Annotated in this window: 17 protein-coding genes; 11 read left to right on the top strand and 6 right to left on the bottom strand. The window is 65.0% G+C overall.

The features are described 5' to 3' along the window. Positions 1-22 precede the first annotated feature (22 nt). Together ACZ1JY_RS04420 and bla are read right to left on the bottom strand one after the other, a co-directional pair. The gene (locus ACZ1JY_RS04420; protein ID WP_465130496.1) at positions 23-979 is read right to left on the bottom strand and encodes a 50S ribosomal protein L11 methyltransferase; all 957 of its coding nucleotides are present in this window, start codon (positions 977-979) and stop codon (positions 23-25) included. Beyond that, positions 976-1,836: a subclass B3 metallo-beta-lactamase gene (gene bla / locus ACZ1JY_RS04415; protein WP_465130495.1), complete on the bottom strand. Its 861-nt coding sequence runs from the start codon at positions 1,834-1,836 to the stop codon at positions 976-978. Before bla ends, ACZ1JY_RS04420 begins: the two co-directional genes overlap by 4 nt. A 162-nt stretch (positions 1,837-1,998) precedes the next feature. Here bla and sdhC point away from each other — a divergent pair, with 162 nt between their 5' ends. The 4 genes from sdhC (at position 1,999) to ACZ1JY_RS04395 (ending at position 5,503) form a co-directional block, all read left to right on the top strand. Beyond that, complete coding sequence (sdhC, locus tag ACZ1JY_RS04410) at positions 1,999-2,424, top strand: succinate dehydrogenase, cytochrome b556 subunit (protein ID WP_465130494.1); 426 nt, start codon at positions 1,999-2,001, stop codon at positions 2,422-2,424. Between the two features lie 34 nt (positions 2,425-2,458). Beyond that, on the top strand, positions 2,459-2,842 hold the full coding sequence (sdhD, locus tag ACZ1JY_RS04405; protein WP_465130493.1) for a succinate dehydrogenase, hydrophobic membrane anchor protein: 384 nt from the start codon (positions 2,459-2,461) through the stop codon (positions 2,840-2,842). Positions 2,843-2,845: 3 nt separating this feature from the next. Beyond that, positions 2,846-4,657: a succinate dehydrogenase flavoprotein subunit gene (gene sdhA, locus ACZ1JY_RS04400; protein WP_465130492.1), complete on the top strand. Its 1,812-nt coding sequence runs from the start codon at positions 2,846-2,848 to the stop codon at positions 4,655-4,657. 123 nt (positions 4,658-4,780) lie between these two features. Continuing rightward, positions 4,781-5,503, top strand: a complete 723-nt coding sequence (locus tag ACZ1JY_RS04395; protein ID WP_465130491.1) for a hypothetical protein — start codon at positions 4,781-4,783, stop codon at positions 5,501-5,503. A 24-nt stretch (positions 5,504-5,527) separates the two neighbouring features. Here the strand turns inward: ACZ1JY_RS04395 and ACZ1JY_RS04390 are convergent, their stop codons facing one another. Together ACZ1JY_RS04390 and ypfJ are read right to left on the bottom strand one after the other, a co-directional pair. Next, on the bottom strand, positions 5,528-6,202 hold the full coding sequence (locus ACZ1JY_RS04390; RefSeq protein ID WP_465130490.1) for a hypothetical protein: 675 nt from the start codon (positions 6,200-6,202) through the stop codon (positions 5,528-5,530). A 75-nt stretch (positions 6,203-6,277) separates the two neighbouring features. Beyond that, positions 6,278-7,135: a KPN_02809 family neutral zinc metallopeptidase gene (gene ypfJ / locus ACZ1JY_RS04385; protein WP_465130489.1), complete on the bottom strand. Its 858-nt coding sequence runs from the start codon at positions 7,133-7,135 to the stop codon at positions 6,278-6,280. Positions 7,136-7,230: 95 nt separating this feature from the next. Here ypfJ and ACZ1JY_RS04380 point away from each other — a divergent pair, with 95 nt between their 5' ends. From ACZ1JY_RS04380 to ACZ1JY_RS04360, 5 genes are all read left to right on the top strand, one after another. Then, on the top strand, positions 7,231-8,016 hold the full coding sequence (locus ACZ1JY_RS04380; protein ID WP_465130488.1) for a 3-hydroxybutyrate dehydrogenase: 786 nt from the start codon (positions 7,231-7,233) through the stop codon (positions 8,014-8,016). 118 nt (positions 8,017-8,134) lie between these two features. After that, positions 8,135-9,667, top strand: a complete 1,533-nt coding sequence (locus ACZ1JY_RS04375) for a M28 family metallopeptidase (RefSeq protein WP_465130487.1) — start codon at positions 8,135-8,137, stop codon at positions 9,665-9,667. A gap of 91 nt (positions 9,668-9,758) precedes the next feature. After that, positions 9,759-11,216 (top strand): IMP dehydrogenase, encoded by a 1,458-nt coding sequence (gene guaB / locus ACZ1JY_RS04370; protein WP_465130486.1) that lies wholly within the window; start codon positions 9,759-9,761, stop codon positions 11,214-11,216. Between the two features lie 10 nt (positions 11,217-11,226). Continuing rightward, a complete protein-coding gene (locus ACZ1JY_RS04365; RefSeq protein ID WP_465130485.1) occupies positions 11,227-12,414 on the top strand; it encodes an RsmB/NOP family class I SAM-dependent RNA methyltransferase in 1,188 nt (395 codons plus the stop codon). Positions 12,415-12,480: 66 nt separating this feature from the next. Beyond that, positions 12,481-12,987, top strand: a complete 507-nt coding sequence (locus ACZ1JY_RS04360) for a tetratricopeptide repeat protein (RefSeq protein WP_240344607.1) — start codon at positions 12,481-12,483, stop codon at positions 12,985-12,987. Positions 12,988-12,999: 12 nt separating this feature from the next. Here ACZ1JY_RS04360 and ACZ1JY_RS04355 read toward each other — a convergent pair whose 3' ends face one another. After that, positions 13,000-13,485, bottom strand: a complete 486-nt coding sequence (locus ACZ1JY_RS04355; protein WP_118073649.1) for an RNA pyrophosphohydrolase — start codon at positions 13,483-13,485, stop codon at positions 13,000-13,002. Next, the gene (locus ACZ1JY_RS04350) at positions 13,482-14,435 is read right to left on the bottom strand and encodes an alpha/beta hydrolase (RefSeq protein ID WP_118073650.1); all 954 of its coding nucleotides are present in this window, start codon (positions 14,433-14,435) and stop codon (positions 13,482-13,484) included. The genes ACZ1JY_RS04355 and ACZ1JY_RS04350 overlap by 4 nt, the downstream gene beginning before the upstream one ends. 203 nt (positions 14,436-14,638) lie before the next feature. Between ACZ1JY_RS04350 and ACZ1JY_RS04345 the strand changes: the two genes are divergently transcribed. Both ACZ1JY_RS04345 and ACZ1JY_RS04340 read left to right on the top strand, forming a co-directional pair. Further along, complete coding sequence (locus tag ACZ1JY_RS04345; protein ID WP_465130484.1) at positions 14,639-16,522, top strand: 2-oxoacid:acceptor oxidoreductase subunit alpha; 1,884 nt, start codon at positions 14,639-14,641, stop codon at positions 16,520-16,522. A gap of 11 nt (positions 16,523-16,533) precedes the next feature. After that, entirely contained in the window at positions 16,534-17,586 is a 1,053-nt protein-coding gene (locus ACZ1JY_RS04340; protein ID WP_465130483.1) for a 2-oxoacid:ferredoxin oxidoreductase subunit beta, read from the top strand. Positions 17,587-17,629 lie beyond the last annotated feature (43 nt).

Raw genomic sequence — 17,629 nt, 5'->3', positions numbered from 1 at the left:
GATGCACAAGCCCCGTTGCGCACTACCAGCGTTTAGACCATTCGGGCAGCACGCCCACCCGGCTCGAGCGAACGCTACCCGCCGCCCGCCGCCGCATCCACAGGATGGACCAGTCACCCCGCACCATCCGCGCCGCCAGTCGCAAGCCCGCCTTGCGATAGGCCGCGCGCACCGTGGCTTCCTGCGTCTCCAGCAACCCTGCCAGTAGAACGCTGCCACCGGGCACTACGGCGCGGGCAAACTCGGGGGCCAGTTCGACCAGCGGGCCGGCCAGGATGTTGGCGATCAACAGGTCGTAAGGGCCAGCCGCTTCCAGCAGCGGATGATCCATGCCGGCGGCAATGACCATTGCCATGCGCCCGGCGCCATCGCCGAGCGGAATCCCGTTGTTGGCCGCGTTCTCCGCCACCACCGGCCCGCAGACCGCATCGATGTCGCTGGCGATGGCACGCGCCCTTGGCCACAGATGCAGCCCGGCAAAGCCGAGCAGACCGGTGCCGGTGCCGATATCGGCAAGGTTGCGCACGGTCACGCCCTGCCGCTTCATATGGCTCAGCATGGCAAGGCATCCCGCCGTCGTCGCGTGCTGGCCAGTGCCAAACGCCTGGCTCGCCGGAATGACAAAGTCCCTCACGCCGCGCTCGTCGAGCGGCGCATACTCGGGTGTATGGACGTGGAACACGCCTTCGCGGATCGGCTCGACGCCCTGCTGGCTCAGCGTCACCCAGTCAGTCTCGGGCAGCTTCTCGATGTTCAGTTTGGGCGGAGTGCCCTCGAACAGGTCCGCGATGGCGTTCTGGTCGGCCTTGGTCGGCTTGCGGTCGAGCCATGCTTCGAGCTGCCAGTCCTCGGGCTTGTCCTCGGCGATCTCGCTCCCGGCGATGACGATGTCGTGGTCCCAGTCCCAAGCGTCCTCATGCGCGATCAGCGCAGCCTGAACGACGTCGCGCGGCGCGAAGACGGTGACTTTCCAACTCATTTCGCAAGTGCCTTTTCCAGACGGTCCCTCGCGCCAGCCACCAGTGCCCTGCAGGCGTCCGGGCTGGCCAAGGGCGCCGCGCCGCTCATCCGCTCGAACATCGCGCTGGCAGAGGGATGCGGCGTCAGCAGGATGCCACACTCCAGCGCCTCGACTTGCGCGAAGGTCTTACGGAACATCGCAACGCGCTCGGGGTGATCGGCAAAGCGGTAGGTGCCGAGCGGCAGCGCGGTCAGGCTGTCGACGTAGGTGATCGTGCGGCAGTCGTTGCCCTCGCACGATTTCCAGTGCCAGCTGGTCGAACCTTCGGTGTGGCCGGGCGTGGCGAAGGCGGTGATCTTCAGCGGACCGATGCTGAACACGTCACCGGTCTTGAGAATGAAGTCGACGCGGGCAGGGGGGCTGCCATGGATTTCCTGCGCCTGCGGATCAGCGGGGCTGATCTTGCCGCTGCGGATGACCTTGGCCGCTTCGGCGGTTGCCACCACTCGCGCGCCCGTTGCCTTCTGCAACGCAGCCAGCCCGCCGACGTGATCGAAGTGTTCATGGCTGGAAACAATCAGGCCGATGTCCTTCGGGTTGAAGCCGAGCTTCCGCACGTTGGCAAGCACCTGAGGTACGGCATCCTCCATCCCGGCATCGACCAGAATGTGTCCCTGCGGACCTGTGATCAACAGGACCGTCACCCCGCAAGTGCCGACATACCATGCATTGCCGAAGACACGGGCGGGCGGTGCGGGATCGGAGAAGCCATCCTTGTCTTCGCATGACCGCGCGAGCGCAACGGCATCGGACCGGGCAGGCGGGGCGGGGGGCGTCGCCGCAGTTGCGGCCAGCAGGACGAGAGTTAGGCTCATGCAAGGCCGTCTAGGCACCGCGCTGGGCGAGTGCAACCGGCTGTCCTTTTTTACATCCCGCATACGCTTGCGCAGGCGGTCTTTTCGACTAATAGGACTCGCAATCCGTCGCGGGGGGCTGTCCTTTCCGCGATCCTTGTACCTAGTCGAGGGGGTATGTTCATGGCGCAGGCGCGCAAGGCACGGCCGATTTCTCCGCATCTCCAGATCTGGCGCTGGGGCCCGGCCATGCTGGTTTCGATCCTGCACCGCATCACCGGCAACGGCCTTGCGTTCGCGGGCCTGGGGCTTCTGCTGTGGTGGATCGGTGCGCTGGCAAGCGGGGCTTCGGCCTATCAGACCTTCCTCGATTACGTGTGGCTCGGCACCGGCGGCGGCCTGCAGACGGTCACGGCGATTCTCGGCAAGATCGTGCTTGTCGGCCTGACCTGGGCCTTCTTCCAGCACGCCGCATCGGGCATCCGCCACCTGATCCTCGATATCGGCGCCGGCTACGAGCTGGAAACCAACGCCCGCTGGTCGAGCCTGACGATCGTCATCTCGGTCCTTCTGACCATCGCATTCTGGGCCTTCGTGCTGCTGCGCTGAGCGCCGGCACGAACCTTAGCTAGAGAGGCATCTCATGGGTAACGGCACCTCCATCGGTCGCGTTCGCGGGCTGGGCTCCAGCCACGAAGGCACCCATCATTGGCTCACGCAGCGCCTGACGGCCGTGGGCAATCTCGTCCTGATCACGTTCCTGATCGTCAGCCTCGCGCTGCTGCCGGACTACAGCTACGCCACGGTGCGCGGCTGGGTGGCGCGCCCGCTGCCGTCGATCGCGCTGATCCTGATCATGATCAACACCTTCACCCATGCCCGTATGGGCGTGCAGGTCATGCTGGAAGATTATGTCCATGAACAAGGCGGCAAGGTCGTCGCCTGGCTTCTGGTCAATGCAGTGCCCTTTGCGGCTGCTGCCTTCGGCATCCTTTCGGTTCTGCGCATTGCGCTCGGGGGCGCATAAGACATGACGACTCAGCCTGCCTACAAGATCATCGACCACACCTACGACACTGTCGTCGTCGGTGCCGGCGGTTCGGGCCTGCGCGCCACCATGGGTTCGGCCCAGGCCGGCCTGCGCACCGCCTGCATCACCAAGGTCTTCCCGACGCGCTCGCACACCGTGGCGGCGCAGGGCGGCATCGCCGCCTCGCTCGGCAACAATTCGCCCGACCACTGGACCTGGCACATGTACGACACCGTCAAGGGGTCGGACTGGCTGGGTGACCAGGACGCGATCGAGTACATGGTCCGCGAAGCCCCGGCGGCGGTCTACGAGCTCGAGCACGCGGGCGTGCCGTTTTCGCGCAACCCCGAAGGCACGATCTACCAGCGTCCGTTCGGTGGCCACATGCAGAACATGGGCGAAGGCCCGCCGGTGCAGCGCACCTGCGCCGCTGCCGACCGCACCGGCCACGCCATGCTTCACGCGCTGTACCAGCAGAGCCTGAAGTACGACGCCGACTTCTTCATCGAATACTTCGCGATCGACCTGATCATGGAGAACGGCGAATGCCGCGGCGTGATCGCGCTGTGCATGGACGACGGTTCGATCCACCGCTTCCGTAGCCATGCTGTCGTGCTGGCAACCGGCGGTTACGGCCGTTCGTACTTCACGGCTACCTCGGCTCACACCTGCACCGGTGACGGCGGCGGCATGGTCCTGCGCGCAGGGCTCCCGCTGCAGGACATGGAGTTCGTCCAGTTCCACCCGACCGGCATCTACGGCGCGGGCGTGCTGATCACCGAAGGCGCGCGCGGCGAGGGCGGTTATCTCACCAACTCCGAGGGCGAGCGCTTCATGGAGCGCTATGCACCCTCGGCCAAGGACCTCGCCTCGCGTGACGTCGTCTCGCGTTCGATGGCCATGGAAATCCGCGAAGGCCGCGGCGTTGGCCCGCACAAGGACCACATCTACCTGCACCTCGATCACATCGATGCAGGCGTCCTGGCCGAGCGTCTGCCGGGCATCACCGAAAGCGGCAAGATCTTCGCCGGTGTCGACCTGACCCGCCAGCCGCTGCCGGTGGTTCCGACCGTCCACTACAACATGGGTGGCATCCCCTGTAATTACCACGGCGAAGTGGTCACCATCGGTGCTGACGGCAACCCCGAAACGGTCGTTCCCGGCCTGTTCGCGGTGGGTGAAGCAGCCTGCGTTTCGGTCCATGGCGCCAACCGCCTTGGCTCGAACTCGCTGATCGACCTTGTCGTGTTCGGCCGCGCCACCGGCCTGCGCCTCAAGGAACTGATCAAGCCGGGCACGTCGCACAACTCGCTGCCCAAGGACAGCGCGGACCTCGCGCTGACCCGCCTCGATCACTTCCGCCACGCCAAGGGCGGCTCGCCTACGGCCGAAGTTCGCGTCGATATGCAGCGCACGATGTCGGCCCACGCCGCGGTGTTCCGCACCGACGAGCTGATGGCCGAAGGCAAGGTCAAGCTCGCCAACACCTACAAGCGCATGGAAGACATCCACGTGTCCGACCGTTCGCTGATCTGGAACTCGGACCTTGTCGAGACGCTCGAACTGGACAACCTGATCAGCCAGGCCTCGGTCACCATGCATTCGGCCTACAACCGCAAGGAAAGCCGCGGCGCCCACGCGCACGAGGATTTCCCCGATCGCAACGATGCCGAGTGGATGAAGCACACCGCAGCCTGGTTCAATGGCTGGGGCGGCAAGGGCGGCGAGGTCCGCCTCGATTACCGCCCGGTCCACGAATACACGCTGACCGACGACGTCGAGTACATCAAGCCGAAGAAGCGCGTGTACTGACCTGACGCTGGTCCAACAGGGCCAGACGTTTGTCGATCATTGAATGATGTGATGCCGGGGTAGGAATACTCCGGCATCAGTCATTTCTGGCCCGCACGACGGGCAGCCCGGGGAGGCAGTTCGATGAACATTGGTACCAAGCGTGCGAAGTGGGCCTTGATTGCAGGGGCTGCCCTGATCGTCAGCGCGGCGGGCGCGATGGCCCAAGGCATGACGGACATGCCGACGCCACCGGCTCCGCCCGCGCCACCCGCACCTCCGGCTCCGCCGTCACCCCCCGCACCGCCAGCGCCGCCTGCGCCGGGCATGGAGCAGCAAATCGTCATCGTCGAAAGGCATGGCGGCGCGGATGGACAGGACTACGTCCGCACCGTCACTCGCGATGGCAAGACCTTTGTGTTCAAGAGCGACAAGCCCATGTCGGATGTCGACGTGGAGGCCAAGATCGCCCGCGCCGAGGCAAGCATTCCGCCCGTTCCGCCCATGCCTCCGGCCCCGCCGCTCGCCGGCAAGGGCGAACGCCGCATACAGCGCGTCATCGTGATCGACGGCGAAAGCGAAGGCGTGACCGACATCGTTTCCGAGGACGGGCCGCATTGCCGGGGCAAGAATGCCTACGCCAACGTCGACGCTTCCGAAGAAAATGACGGCAAGGTCACCCGCGTGCGGATCCGCACTTGCGGTAATGAGGCAGACATCGAGAAGCATGCCATGGCCGAAGCGCTCGCCGGCATTCGTCAGGCGCGCGAGGAAATCGCCGGCGACAAGACGCTGTCAGACAAGATCCGCAAGCAGGTGCTTGAGGAACTCGACGCTGAAATGGCCAAACTCAAGGCCAAAGGCTGAACAGTAGCGGGTCGGGGCTGGCTGTCAGTCAGCCTTCTGGACGACTGGCTTGCTTTCGAAGCGGATCGGATCGGCGTTGCCCGACTTCGATTTTGACGACTTCTTGTCGTCGTCCTTCTTGCTGTCGGCCTTCTTGTCGCTTTCGGACTTGGCCTCTGCCGCTTCACGCGCGGACCACAGGGCTGAAACGTCCTTGGGGCTTGCCGCGCGCGCAGGGTATTTGCAGCCGCGCTGCTCGCCCACGCCCTTGAGATAGGCGCGGCGCACCGACCCTGCGTATATCGCCTCGTTCCACTTGCGCTGCTGGGCGTTGGCTCCGCTGATTTCGCGGATTACGCCACCGAACGGGATCAGCGAGCCGACCAGCGACTTGGCGATGTTGCCCATCTTGAGCGTCGAATTGCCATCGTCGCGCGCCACGTCGATGTCATCGCCCAAGACAGCATCGAGCTTGGTGACCTCTGCCGCGATCGCAGGGCACTTGCGCATGCCGGCAAGATCATAAGGCTTCTGTCGCGCGGCGATGAGGATGTCCGGCACTTCGTCCTTCTTGATGTTGAGGTCGGACAAGGGCTTTGTAACAACATCGCCCGCCGTCACCTTTTCCTCCGAAACCGCAGTCTGTGCGGCGACAGGAAAGGCAACGACGAGCGTGCAAGGCAGTATCGTTGCGAACCGAAGGGCCTTGGTAAACTTCATTTGCTGCTCCCCGTTTAGCAGTATGAAGCCACGGCCCGGCTTTCTGTTCCATGAATTAATGTTAACGGCTTTCGACTATAGCGCGGCAAAGGTGTCGCACTGATCCTCGTCGGCTGTTTCCAGGCCCTTGCGCAGCCACTGCATCCGCTGCGCCGCGCTGCCATGGGTGAACGCGTCCTCGACCGGGCGGCGGCCAGCGGCCTTCATCAGCGTGTCGTCGCCGATCTGGTGCGCCGCGCGCATCCCTTCCTCGATGTCCCCCGCTTCGATACGGTCGCGGTTGCGGCCTGCCCAGACCCCGGCGTAGCAATCCGCCTGAAGCTCGAGCGCGACAGAATAGCGGTTGGCCTGGCTCGGGCTCTGGCTTTGCAACTGCCGCACCTTCGCCGAAGTGCCGAGCAGGCTCTGGATATGGTGGCCATACTCGTGTGCCATCACGTAGACGCGGGCAAAGTCCCCGCCGGCGCCCATCTGCCGGTCCATTTCCGTGTAGAAATCGGTGTCGATGTAGATGCCGCTGTCGCTCGGGCAGTAGAACGGCCCCATGGCGCTATGCGCCGCGCCGCAGCCGGAGCGGCCGTTCTGCGAGTAGAACACCAGCGTCGGGGCTTCGAACGGGATATTCGCCTGCTGGAACAGCGGCCCCCAGGTCTTGTTGAGCGAGGACAGCGCATTGCAGCTTTCCTTGCTGAATTCGTTGACCGTGCAGCTTTCGGCAAGCGACGTGCCGCCTTGCTGCTCGACCGGTGCCGACATCTGACCCTGCTGCATCGAACCGAGCATCTGCATCGGGTCCACCCCGAACACCACCGCCGCGATCAGCGCAATCACGATCGAACCGCAACCGACCTTGCCGCCGCCCCCAAAGGGAAAGCCGCCGCCGCCGCGCTGGTCCTGGACATTGATGGAACTGTCGAAATCGTCGAGCCGCATGGGCAATCCCCTTTTTTGCGTTTGCGACTGGACAAGCGGCGAGCCGCCCGCGATGCCAGCGCGATCAATCCATCCAGAAACCTCGGAGTAATCGAATGTTCCTGAAGGGCAAGTGCGCGCTCATCACCGGCTCCACCTCGGGCATCGGCCTCGCCTATGCGCGGGCGCTGGCTGCAGAAGGAGCGGACATTGTTCTAAATGGCTTCGGTGATGCCGAACAGATCAAGGCGCTATGCGAAGAACTTGCCGCTGTAAGCGGCGGCCGGGCGATCTTTGCCGCGGGCGACCTGACGAAGCGCGAAGGCACCGAAGCGATGGTCGCCACCGCGCTCGCGGAGTTTGGCGCGGTCGACATCCTGATCAACAACGCCGGAATGCAGCACGTCGCCCCGGTCGAGTCATTCCCGGTCGATAAATGGGACACGATCATCGCGCTCAACCTCACGGCCGCGTTCGACGCCTGCCGCCTGTGCATTCCCGGCATGAAGGCCAAGGGCTGGGGCCGCATCCTGTTCACCGCCTCGGCGCATTCGCTCACGGCATCGCCCTACAAGGCCGCCTACGTTGCGGCCAAGCATGGCATTGCCGGGCTGACCAAGACGCTTGCACTGGAACTTGCAACCGACGGCGTGACCGCGAACTGCATCAGCCCCGGCTATGTCTGGACGCCTCTGGTCGAGAACCAGATTCCCGACACGATGAAGGCGAGGGGCCTGACGCGCGATCAGGTCATCAACGATGTCCTGCTGGAGCGGCAGCCTACCAAGCAATTCGTCCAGCCGGAAGATTGCGCAGCGCTCGCGCTGTTCCTGTGCCGCCACGAAGCGCGCAACATCACCGGCGCGAATTACAACGTCGATGGTGGCTGGGTGGCGCAATAAAGGGCAACCACCACCTCCTATGTAAAGTTCTGTTCATCATCCACGCCCCAATTGGGAACTTGCGCCGCGCTCCTGCTTTTGAGAGCAAGGGTCTGCGACGAGACGTGTGGGGTCGGCGATGAAGCGTTACGGGGGCAGCACGATGGCGATACGGGGGGCCTTGGTCCTCGGCGCGCTGCTCCTCGTCTCCGCGCGGCCGGCGCCGAAGAAGCCCGGCCCGGTGGAGATCGCGCTGAAAAGCCACGTCGAGACCTTGGCGAGCGACGCATTCGACGGACGCGAACCGGGCACCGAGGGTGAAACCAAGACTCTGCGCTATCTCGCGCGTCAGTGGTTCGACATCGGCCTGTCTGCCGGGACCAACATGCCTGGCAATGGCTGGTTCGCCCCGGTCGAACTGGTCGAGCGCGAGCCGGTGCTGTCACGCGCCAGCTTCATGCGTGGCCGCAAGCGGGTGAACTTGCCGGCCGACAGCGTGTTCGTGGTGACGTCGGGCCTGCGCAGCCTTGTGCAGGATGCGCCGCTGGTGTTCGTCGGGCAAGCCACGTCACCCGTCACCGCGCGCGCCGAACTGGCCGGACGGGTCGCCGTGATGCTCGACAGCCTGCCGGAGGGCCTTGCGCGAGAGCGGGCAGGCGATCGCGCTGGGCGGTTGCTTGATGCCGGTGCCCTCGCGGTTGTCACCGTTCTTGATGATGAGCGGGGCCTGGAGGACGTGATCGCCCGCCGACGCCGCGCCGGCTACGCCGTGGCAGGGGAGAGAATCGGTAGTGAGATCGAGGCATTCCTGTCGCCCGCAACGGCCGAGGCGCTGCTCGCAGGGACGGCACGGCCGACCGTGGCCAGGCTTCAGGCAGATGCCCGGGCAGCAGACTTTTCCCCTTATCTTCTCGGCATATCCGGCACTTTCGAGGCGACCAGCCGCGAGACCCGGATCAAGACCCACAACCTGATCGGCAAGCTGGAAGGCCGCAATCCTTCGGCTGGGGCGGTCTTGATGATGGCGCATTGGGACCATTTCGGCGAATGCGGCAGCGCGCCGGCCGAGGACGTGATCTGCAACGGCGCGATCGACAATGCATCGGGCCTCGCTGTCCTCACCGAGACCGCGCGCATACTTTCACGCGGCAAACCGCTGGAGCGCGACGTCTATTTCCTCGCAACCACCGGGGAGGAACTCGGCCTGCTCGGCGCGATGGCCTTTGCCGAAAACCCGCCGATCCCGCTCGATCGGTTCGTGGCGGCGTTCAATGTCGACAGCACCGGGCTGGTCCCGCCAGGCGGGCCGATCGGCGTGGTCGGCAAGGGGCTGACCCCGCTCGACCCGCTGATTGCCGATGTCGTCAAGCGCATGAAGCGCAAGCTTGCCGCAGGGGAGGGGGCGAACGCCTATATCCGGCGGCAGGACAGCTTCATCCTGATGCAGCACGATGTACCGGCGGTGATGGTCAGCAATTCCTACGGTGACATGGAGCGGACCGAGCGCTTCATGGAGGATACCTATCATCGTCCCAGCGACCAGCCGGGGCCGTGGATCGACTATGCCGGGATGGCTGATGACGTGAACCTGCAGGTCGAACTGATCCGCGCCTTTGCCGATCCGAAGCGCTACCCGGCACGTGCTTCGGCGGCGCCTGCAAGACGGCCCTGAATTCGGGAACCAAACCCCCTAGCGGAACCGCCCCTTCCTGTTTACATGGGCCGCCACGAATCTCCCCGGACCTTTGGAAGTGGCGCGCATCATGGATATCCCTCTCGGCCTTACCTTCGACGACGTGCTGCTGCGTCCTGCCGAGTCGGATATCGTGCCCTCGATGGCCGATACGCGCACGCGCCTGACCCGCGGCATCAATCTCAACATTCCGGTCCTTTCCTCGGCGATGGACACCGTGACCGAGGCCGACATGGCGATCGTCATGGCGCAGCTGGGCGGGATCGGCGTGCTCCACCGCAACCTCTCGATCGAAGAGCAGTGCGCTGCGGTCCGCGCGGTCAAGCGTTTCGAAAGCGGCATGGTCGTCAATCCGATCACCATTTCGCCCGATGCACCGCTGGGTGAGGCTCAGGCCCTGATGCGCCAGCACAAGATCAGCGGAATTCCCGTGGTCGAGGCTTCGGGCAAGCTGGTCGGCATCCTCACCAACCGCGATGTGCGCTTCGCCGACAATCCGCAGCAGCCGGTGCGCGAACTGATGACGCACGAGAATCTTGCCACGGTAAAGCTCGGCGCCAGCGGCGACGAAGCGCGCCGCCTGCTGCACCAGCGCCGGATCGAGAAGCTGCTGGTGGTTGACGATGCGTTCAAGTGCATCGGCCTGATCACGGTGAAGGACATCGAGAAGGCCGTGACCTTCCCCGATGCCACCAAGGACGCCGCCGGCCGCCTGCGCGTCGCCGCCGCCACCACCGTGGGCGAGAAAGGCTTGCTGCGTACGCAGGCGCTGGTCGAGGCCGAGTGCGACGTCGTTATCATCGACACGGCACACGGACACAATCGTGATGTCGCCCGCGCTGTCGAAGCGGCCAAGAAGCTGTCCAACTCGGTGCAAGTGATTGCGGGCAACGTTGCCACCGCCGAAGCCACCCGCTCGCTGATCGATGCAGGTGCGGATGGCGTGAAGGTCGGCATCGGCCCCGGTTCGATCTGCACCACGCGCATCGTCGCGGGCGTTGGCGTGCCGCAGCTTACCGCCGTGATGGAATGCGCCGAGGAAGCCGAAAAGTCGGGCGTTCCGGTCATTGCCGATGGCGGCCTGCGCACCTCCGGCGATGCGGCCAAGGCGCTTGCCGCCGGCGCCAGCTCGGTGATGATCGGCTCGATGCTGGCCGGCACCGAGGAAGCCCCGGGCGAGACGTTCCTCTATCAGGGCCGCGCCTACAAGTCGTACCGCGGCATGGGCTCGGTCGGCGCGATGGCGCGCGGCTCGGCTGACCGTTACTTCCAGCAGGACATCAAGGACCAGATGAAGCTGGTGCCCGAGGGGATCGAAGGCCAGGTGCCCTACAAGGGACCGGCCAAGGACGTTGTCCACCAGCTCGTCGGCGGCGTGAAAGCCGCGATGGGCTATACCGGCAGCCGCACGATCGAAGACCTGCGCAAGCGTGCGCAGTTCGTGCGCATCACCAACGCCGGGCTTCGCGAAAGCCACGTCCACGACGTGACGATCACGCGCGAGGCGCCGAACTACAAGGTTGGCTGAGGGCCGCTGAATGACGCCTCCGGCGCGGGTTCAGGCCGCGATCGATCTGCTTGATGCAGTGATTGCGGCAGCCAGGGCGCAAGGGGCTTCGGCAGACCGGATTGCGGCGGACTGGTTCCGGGCGCGGCGTTATGTCGGCTCGAAGGACCGTCGCGCCATTCGCGAACTGGTGTGGAGCGCGATCCGGGCATGCGGCGAAGTGCCGGTGTCGGGGCGCGCCGCGATGCTGCGTCTGGCGCAAGCGGACGCGGCGCTGGCCGGGTTGTTCGATGGATCGAACTATGGGCCTGCGCTGATCGAGGCAGGCGAGCCAGTGGCGATCGGTGGCGTTGCGCCGGCGTGGCTGGCGGAACAGCTCGCCGCTTCTGGCCTTGATGATCAGGAACAGGCCGCGCTGCTGGGAAGGGCGCCGCTCGATATCCGGGCCAACGTCCTGAAGACCACGCGCGACGAGATGCGTCCGCGCCTGCCGGTCGAGGCAGAGCCAACGGTCGCGCCGCAGGGCTTGCGGCTGCCCTCGGGCACGGCCGTCGAATCCTGGCCCGAGTTCGCCGAGGGGCTGTTCGAGGTGCAGGACGCCGGGAGCCAGATCGCCTGCATGGCGCTCGGCGTGCAGCCCGGCGAAGCGGTGGTGGACCTGTGTGCCGGGGCAGGGGGCAAGACGCTCTCGCTCGGCGCGGCGATGGCCAATCGCGGCAAGCTGCTCGCCTGCGACATCGACCGTCCCCGCCTGTCGCGCCTGCCCGAGCGCGCGGCCCGCGCGGGCGTGCTGGTCGAGACGCGCCTGCTCAATCCGGGGTGCGAGGCGGAAATGCTGGCCGACTGGCGGGGCAAGGCCGATGCGGTGATGATTGACGCGCCCTGTTCGGGCACGGGTACCTGGCGGCGCAATCCGGAGGCCCGCTGGCGGCTCGATGCGAAGGCGATCCAGCGCTACTGTGCGATGCAGGCCAATGTGCTCGATATCGGGGCATCGCTGGTAAGGCCGGGCGGTCGGCTTACCTATGTGGTCTGCTCGCTGCTCGATGCCGAGGGTGCGGACCGGATCGAGGCCTTCCTTTTGTCCAACCCGGGCTGGGATGTCGCGCTGCCGCCGCTGCCTGCGGGCCGGGCGCGCGGGCGCGGCTGGCGGCTTACGCCCTTTGGGGATGGCACTGACGGGTTTTTCTTCGCAACGCTCGTACGCCGTGTTAACTGAAGCGTCATGGACGCGGGTTCATTCAATGATGGTCCTTCCCAAGGTAACCGGACCAAGGAGCTGCTGATGCGTTACGCCCCCATTGCCCTCGCTCTGTCGCTCGTCGTGGGCGTTACCGGTAGCATGGGCGTGGCGAAGAACACGGCGCCTGCCGATCCCCGCGTCGAAGTGCTGCTCAAGGATGGCCGCGCCGCGCTCGCCAAGGGTGATGTTTCGGCCGCGACGGACAGCTTCGAAGCGGCCTTGGCTATCGACCCCGCCAGCAATCCTGCGCTTTTGGCGCTGGCCGATGCCGCCCGCCGCGATGGGCTGCAGGGCAAGGCGATCCACTATTATCGCCAGGTGCTTGAACGCGATCCCAACAACGTTGTCGCCATTTCCGGTGAGGGTGGCGCAATGGTAGAGAAGGGCGCTCTCGAAAAGGCCCGGCGCAACCTGACCCGGCTAGAGGGCCTGTGCGGCAAGAGCTGCGCCGAAACCGCAGAACTCTCCGCCGCCATCGCGCGCGGTCCGGCCAAGAAGGTCGTGTCGGCCGAAGCCGTGATCCCGGCCGAGAAGGTCGAGACGAACTGACTCGGTGACCGGTCAGATCAGGTTGCGGAATTCCTCGACCACCTGCCGATAGACCCGCTTCTTGAACGGCACGATCAGTTCCGGAACCTGCTCGGGCTCGACCCAGCGCCACGCCTCGAACTCGGCATGTTCATGGGCATTGAGGTCAATGTCGGTGTCTTCGCCCGAAAAGCGCATCAGCAGCCACTTCTGGCGCTGGCCGCGGAACTTGCCGCCCCACATCTTGCCCATTAGGAAATCGGGCAGGTCATAGAGCAGTTCGTCGCGCGTTTCGGCGATGATCGTGACGAGGTGGGAGGCGACGCCGGTCTCCTCCTGCAACTCGCGCAGGGCGGCGGCGTGGAGGTCCTCTCCATCGTCGATCCCGCCCTGCGGCATCTGCCAGGCGTCCATTTCCTTGTTGTCGATCCGCTTGCCCACGAACACGCGCCCGGCGCTGTTCACAAGCATGACACCGACGCAGGGACGGTAGGGAAGCCCGGCAAATTCGTCGTTCATTTCAACCTTTCCAATAGCAGCCGAACCGCCTTGAAGATCGACTGCATGTCGGCCTGCGCGCTCGGGATCGCCTTGCGCACCTGCGTAAACCCGTGGATCGTCCCTTTCATTTCAAGAAAGACGACTTCTGCTCCAGACCGGATGAGTTCCGCGCCATAGACCCGCCCGCTGTCGCGAATCGGATCGAGGCCTGCCGTCACTAGCACCGTCGGCGGCGTGGTCGAGTGTTCGCCATAGATCGGATAGGCGCGCTTGTGGCCGGTCACCGCCTGATAGGCATTGGCGAACCAGTTCATCGAATCGGAGGTAAGCAGGAAGCCTTCCGCAAAATCGAGGAACGACTGGTGATCGGGCTTGTCGTCGGAAAGCGGATAGATCGGCACCTGCATGATCACCGGCACCGCCGCCGGGCTTTCGACCAGCGCCTGCGTGACCACGATCGTCAGGTTGCCACCGGCGCTGTCGCCCATCGGGATAAGACCGGTGATCTCGCGCCCCAATGCAACCGAGTTCGCCGCGATCCAGCGCGCTGCTGCCTCGCAATCGTCGGGCGCGGCGGGGAAGGGGTGTTCAGGCGCGAGGCGATAGTCCACCGCGATCACCGGCAGATCGAGTTCTGCCGCGATTTCGGTGCACAGGCTGTGGTGGCTGTCGAGATCGCCGATTACGAAGCCGCCGCCGTGGAAGAACACCACCGCAGGCCCTGCCTCGCGCGTTTCGCGCAGGTCATAAAGGCGCAGCGGAATGTCACCTGCCGGGCCGGGGCAGGTCAGGTCGCGGATCACGGCAAGTTCGCGCGGATCGGCTTCGGCGAGTTGACCCATCGCAATGTAACTGGCGCGCGCAGCCTCCAGACCCATCTGGCTCATCGGCGGGGCATCGGTGCTGTTGAGGAAGCCCAGGAAGGCTTGAACGTCGGGGCGCACGTAGTGGGTTTTCTGATCGGTCATGACAGTTCCTCGTCCCGCAAACAGGATTCGTTATAAACACCGTGGTAAGTTGGCTTTTGCAACTTGACTGGCAAGCGGGATCGGAATCAAGAGCGCAGGAGGATTTTTCGCCCTGCGCAGATTTTCTTCTTTGCGAACGGAACACGAGGGGCATAGGCGCGTGTCAGCACTGGGTGAAACTCCCGGGCGCAGCAGAGGACGATATGGCTACACTAGTTGATGGACCGGACGCGCTGACGGGCGGCAAGGATTCGCCGACCCCCGAAGCTGTGGTCGTGCGCTTCGCCGGTGACTCGGGCGACGGCATGCAGCTGACCGGCGGTCAGTTCACCCTTTCCACGGCGCTGGCGGGCAACGACCTTGCCACTTTCCCGGACTTCCCGGCGGAAATCCGCGCGCCGCAAGGCACGCTGTTCGGCGTCTCTGCCTTCCAGATCAACTTCGGCTCGACCGAGATCGACACTGCGGGCGACCAGCCCGACGTGCTCGTGGCGATGAACCCGGCGGCGCTGAAGACCAACGTCGGCGCATTGAAGGCCGGTGGCCTGATCATCGCCGACACCGGCGAGTTCAACAAGCGCAACCTCGAGAAGGCGAAGTACGAGGTCAACCCGCTCGAGGACGGCAGCCTCGAGAAGTGGCAGCTGCTGGCGTTCGACATTTCGGCGCTGACGCTCGAGGCGGTGAAGCCCTTCGGCCTTGGCAACAAGGAAGCGCTGCGCTGCAAGAACATGTGGACGCTGGGCCTGGCCCTGTGGATGTTCGACCGTGACCGCCAACCGCTGGTCGACTGGCTGAACGCCAAGTTCGCAAAGAACCAGGTGCTGGCGCAGGCCAACATCGCCGCTTTGAACGCGGGCCATGCCTATGGCGAAACCGCCGAACTGGCAGGGCCGCTCAAGCAGTACCATATCGCTCCGGTCGAGAGCGAGCCGGGCCTCTACCGCACCGTCACCGGCGCCGAAGCGATCAGCCTCGGCCTCGTTGCGGGCGCGCAGCTCGCTGACCTGCACATGTTCTTCGGCGGCTATCCGATCACCCCGGCTTCCGCGATCCTGCACAACCTTGCCCGGCTCAAGGAATACGGCGTCACCACCTTCCAGGCGGAAGACGAGATCGCCGCAATCGCCTCGGCCATCGGCGCAAGCTATGCGGGCCAGTTGGGCGTGACCTCGTCGTCTGGCCCCGGCATTGCGCTCAAGGGCGAGGCAATGGGCCTTGCCATCATGACCGAGCTGCCGCTGGTCATCGTCAACTCGCAGCGCGGGGGTCCGTCCACGGGCCTGCCGACCAAGACCGAGCAGTCGGACCTCTACCAGGCGGTCTATGGCCGCAACGGCGACGCGCCGATGCCGGTGATCGCGGCACGCAGCGCTTCGGACTGCTTTGAAGTCGCCATCGAAGCCTGCCGCATCGCGGTGGAATACATGACCCCGGTCATGCTCCTGACCGACGGCTACATCGCCAACGCGGCCGAGCCGTGGAAGGTGCCCGATCCCGAAAGCTTCAAGCCATTCCCGGTGACGTTCCTCGAAGCGAAGAACGGCCCCAACGGCGAGCTGCTGCCTTTCGCGCGCGATGAAAAGGGCGCGCGTCCGTGGATCAAGCCCGGCACCCCCGGCCTGATGCACCGCATCGGCGGCATCGAGAAGAACCCCGGCACCGGCAACATCGACTACTCGCCCGCCAGCCACCAGATCATGACCGATGCCCGCAAGGCCAAGGTCGAAGGCGTGGCGAACTCGATCCCGCTGCAGGAAGTCAACCACGGCGAGACCTCGGGCAAGCTCGTGGTCGTCGGCTGGGGCAGCACCTATGGCCCGATCTACCAGGCCGTGCGCCGCGCCCGCCGCAAGGGGCTGGACGTCAGCCACGTCCACGTCCGCCACATCTGGCCGATGCCGTCGAACCTCGGCGATCTGCTGCGCGGCTATGAAAAGGTGCTGGTGCCCGAGATGAACACCGGCCAGTTCAAGACCGTGCTGCGCGACCAGTTCCTGATCGACGCCCAGCCGCTCAACAAGACCAGCGGCCAGCCCTTCACCATCGCGGAAATCGAAGCCGCGATCGAAGCTGCGCTCGCATAAAGGTTACGAAGATGAACGAGATGACCAAGATCGCGGTCCAGACCACGCTCAAGGACTGGGAAACCGACCAGGAAGTGCGCTGGTGCCCGGGTTGCGGCGACTACGCGATCCTCAAGGCGGTGCAGCGCACCCTGCCGGAGATCGGCGCCGATCCTTCGAACACCGTGTTCGTTTCGGGTATCGGCTGCTCGAGCCGCTTCCCCTACTATGTGGAAAGCTACGGCTTCCATACGATCCACGGCCGCGCACCGGCCTTTGCCACCGGCATCAAGCTGGCGAACCCAGACCTCGACGTCTGGCTGGTGACGGGTGATGGCGATGGCATGTCGATCGGCGGCAACCACACGATGCACATCCTGCGTCGCAACGTGAACGTGCAGATCCTGCTGTTCAACAACGAGATCTACGGCCTGACCAAGGGCCAGTTCTCGCCGACGAGCCGCGAAGGCACCAATTCGCCGACCTCGCCGCTCGGCTCCGTTGACCGTCCCGCGCTGCCCTGCGCCTTCGCGCTGGGTTCTGGCGCGCGCTTCATCGCGCGGGCCTACGACGTGTCGAAGAACCTGCCCGGCGTGCTCAAGGCCGCCCACGCCCACAAGGGCGCGGCCTTCGTCGAAATCTTCCAGAACTGCATCGTCTACAACAAGGACCGCTTCGACGATTTCGTCGCCAAGGGCGTGGCCGACCAGAACCAGCTGTGGCTGACCGATGGCGAGCCGATGCTGTTCGGTTCGGAAAAGTCGGGCGGGGTGAAGGGCATCGCGCTCGACATGGAGACGCTGACGCTCAAGGTCGTCGATGTGGTAGATGGCGATTGGCAGGCGGCGGGCGTGATCGTCCACAACGTCAAGAACCGCGCGCTCGCGCACATGCTTGTGGAAATGCCGTTCGGCCCGTTCCCGATGGCACTGGGCGTGATCTACGACGACGCGCGTCCGTCCTACGAGGACGTGCTGCTCGGCCAGGACGAACAGGCCCGCAAGGGCAAGGACGCCAACCTCGCCAAGCTTCTCGGCAAGGGCCAGACCTGGACCGTCAGCGGAACGGCTGCAGATCCGGTCTGATAGCTGGATTGCCTAAGGCTTCGAAGGCCGCAAGAGTGCGTCA

This window comes from Novosphingobium sp. BL-A-41-Hi4B-X5A (genome assembly GCF_055521705.1).
This window is presented reverse-complemented; position numbering and strand designations above follow the sequence as displayed.

Bases quoted from the DNA above. Each gene is read 5' to 3' on its own strand.
- ypfJ (WP_465130489.1), bottom strand. From the start codon at position 7,135: ATGCGGCTCGACGATTTCGACAGTTCCATCAATGTCCAGGACCAGCGC.
- ACZ1JY_RS04365 (WP_465130485.1), top strand. From the start codon at position 11,227: ATGACGCCTCCGGCGCGGGTTCAGGCCGCGATCGATCTGCTTGATGCA.
- sdhD (WP_465130493.1), top strand. From the start codon at position 2,459: ATGGGTAACGGCACCTCCATCGGTCGCGTTCGCGGGCTGGGCTCCAGC.
- ACZ1JY_RS04350 (WP_118073650.1), bottom strand. From the start codon at position 14,435: ATGACCGATCAGAAAACCCACTACGTGCGCCCCGACGTTCAAGCCTTC.
- ACZ1JY_RS04395 (WP_465130491.1), top strand. From the start codon at position 4,781: ATGAACATTGGTACCAAGCGTGCGAAGTGGGCCTTGATTGCAGGGGCT.
- sdhA (WP_465130492.1), top strand. From the start codon at position 2,846: ATGACGACTCAGCCTGCCTACAAGATCATCGACCACACCTACGACACT.
- ACZ1JY_RS04420 (WP_465130496.1), bottom strand. From the start codon at position 979: ATGAGTTGGAAAGTCACCGTCTTCGCGCCGCGCGACGTCGTTCAGGCT.
- ACZ1JY_RS04390 (WP_465130490.1), bottom strand. From the start codon at position 6,202: ATGAAGTTTACCAAGGCCCTTCGGTTCGCAACGATACTGCCTTGCACG.
- guaB (WP_465130486.1), top strand. From the start codon at position 9,759: ATGGATATCCCTCTCGGCCTTACCTTCGACGACGTGCTGCTGCGTCCT.
- ACZ1JY_RS04380 (WP_465130488.1), top strand. From the start codon at position 7,231: ATGTTCCTGAAGGGCAAGTGCGCGCTCATCACCGGCTCCACCTCGGGC.
- ACZ1JY_RS04360 (WP_240344607.1), top strand. From the start codon at position 12,481: ATGCGTTACGCCCCCATTGCCCTCGCTCTGTCGCTCGTCGTGGGCGTT.
- ACZ1JY_RS04355 (WP_118073649.1), bottom strand. From the start codon at position 13,485: ATGAACGACGAATTTGCCGGGCTTCCCTACCGTCCCTGCGTCGGTGTC.
- ACZ1JY_RS04345 (WP_465130484.1), top strand. From the start codon at position 14,639: ATGGCTACACTAGTTGATGGACCGGACGCGCTGACGGGCGGCAAGGAT.
- bla (WP_465130495.1), bottom strand. From the start codon at position 1,836: ATGAGCCTAACTCTCGTCCTGCTGGCCGCAACTGCGGCGACGCCCCCC.
- ACZ1JY_RS04340 (WP_465130483.1), top strand. From the start codon at position 16,534: ATGAACGAGATGACCAAGATCGCGGTCCAGACCACGCTCAAGGACTGG.
- sdhC (WP_465130494.1), top strand. From the start codon at position 1,999: ATGGCGCAGGCGCGCAAGGCACGGCCGATTTCTCCGCATCTCCAGATC.
- ACZ1JY_RS04375 (WP_465130487.1), top strand. From the start codon at position 8,135: ATGAAGCGTTACGGGGGCAGCACGATGGCGATACGGGGGGCCTTGGTC.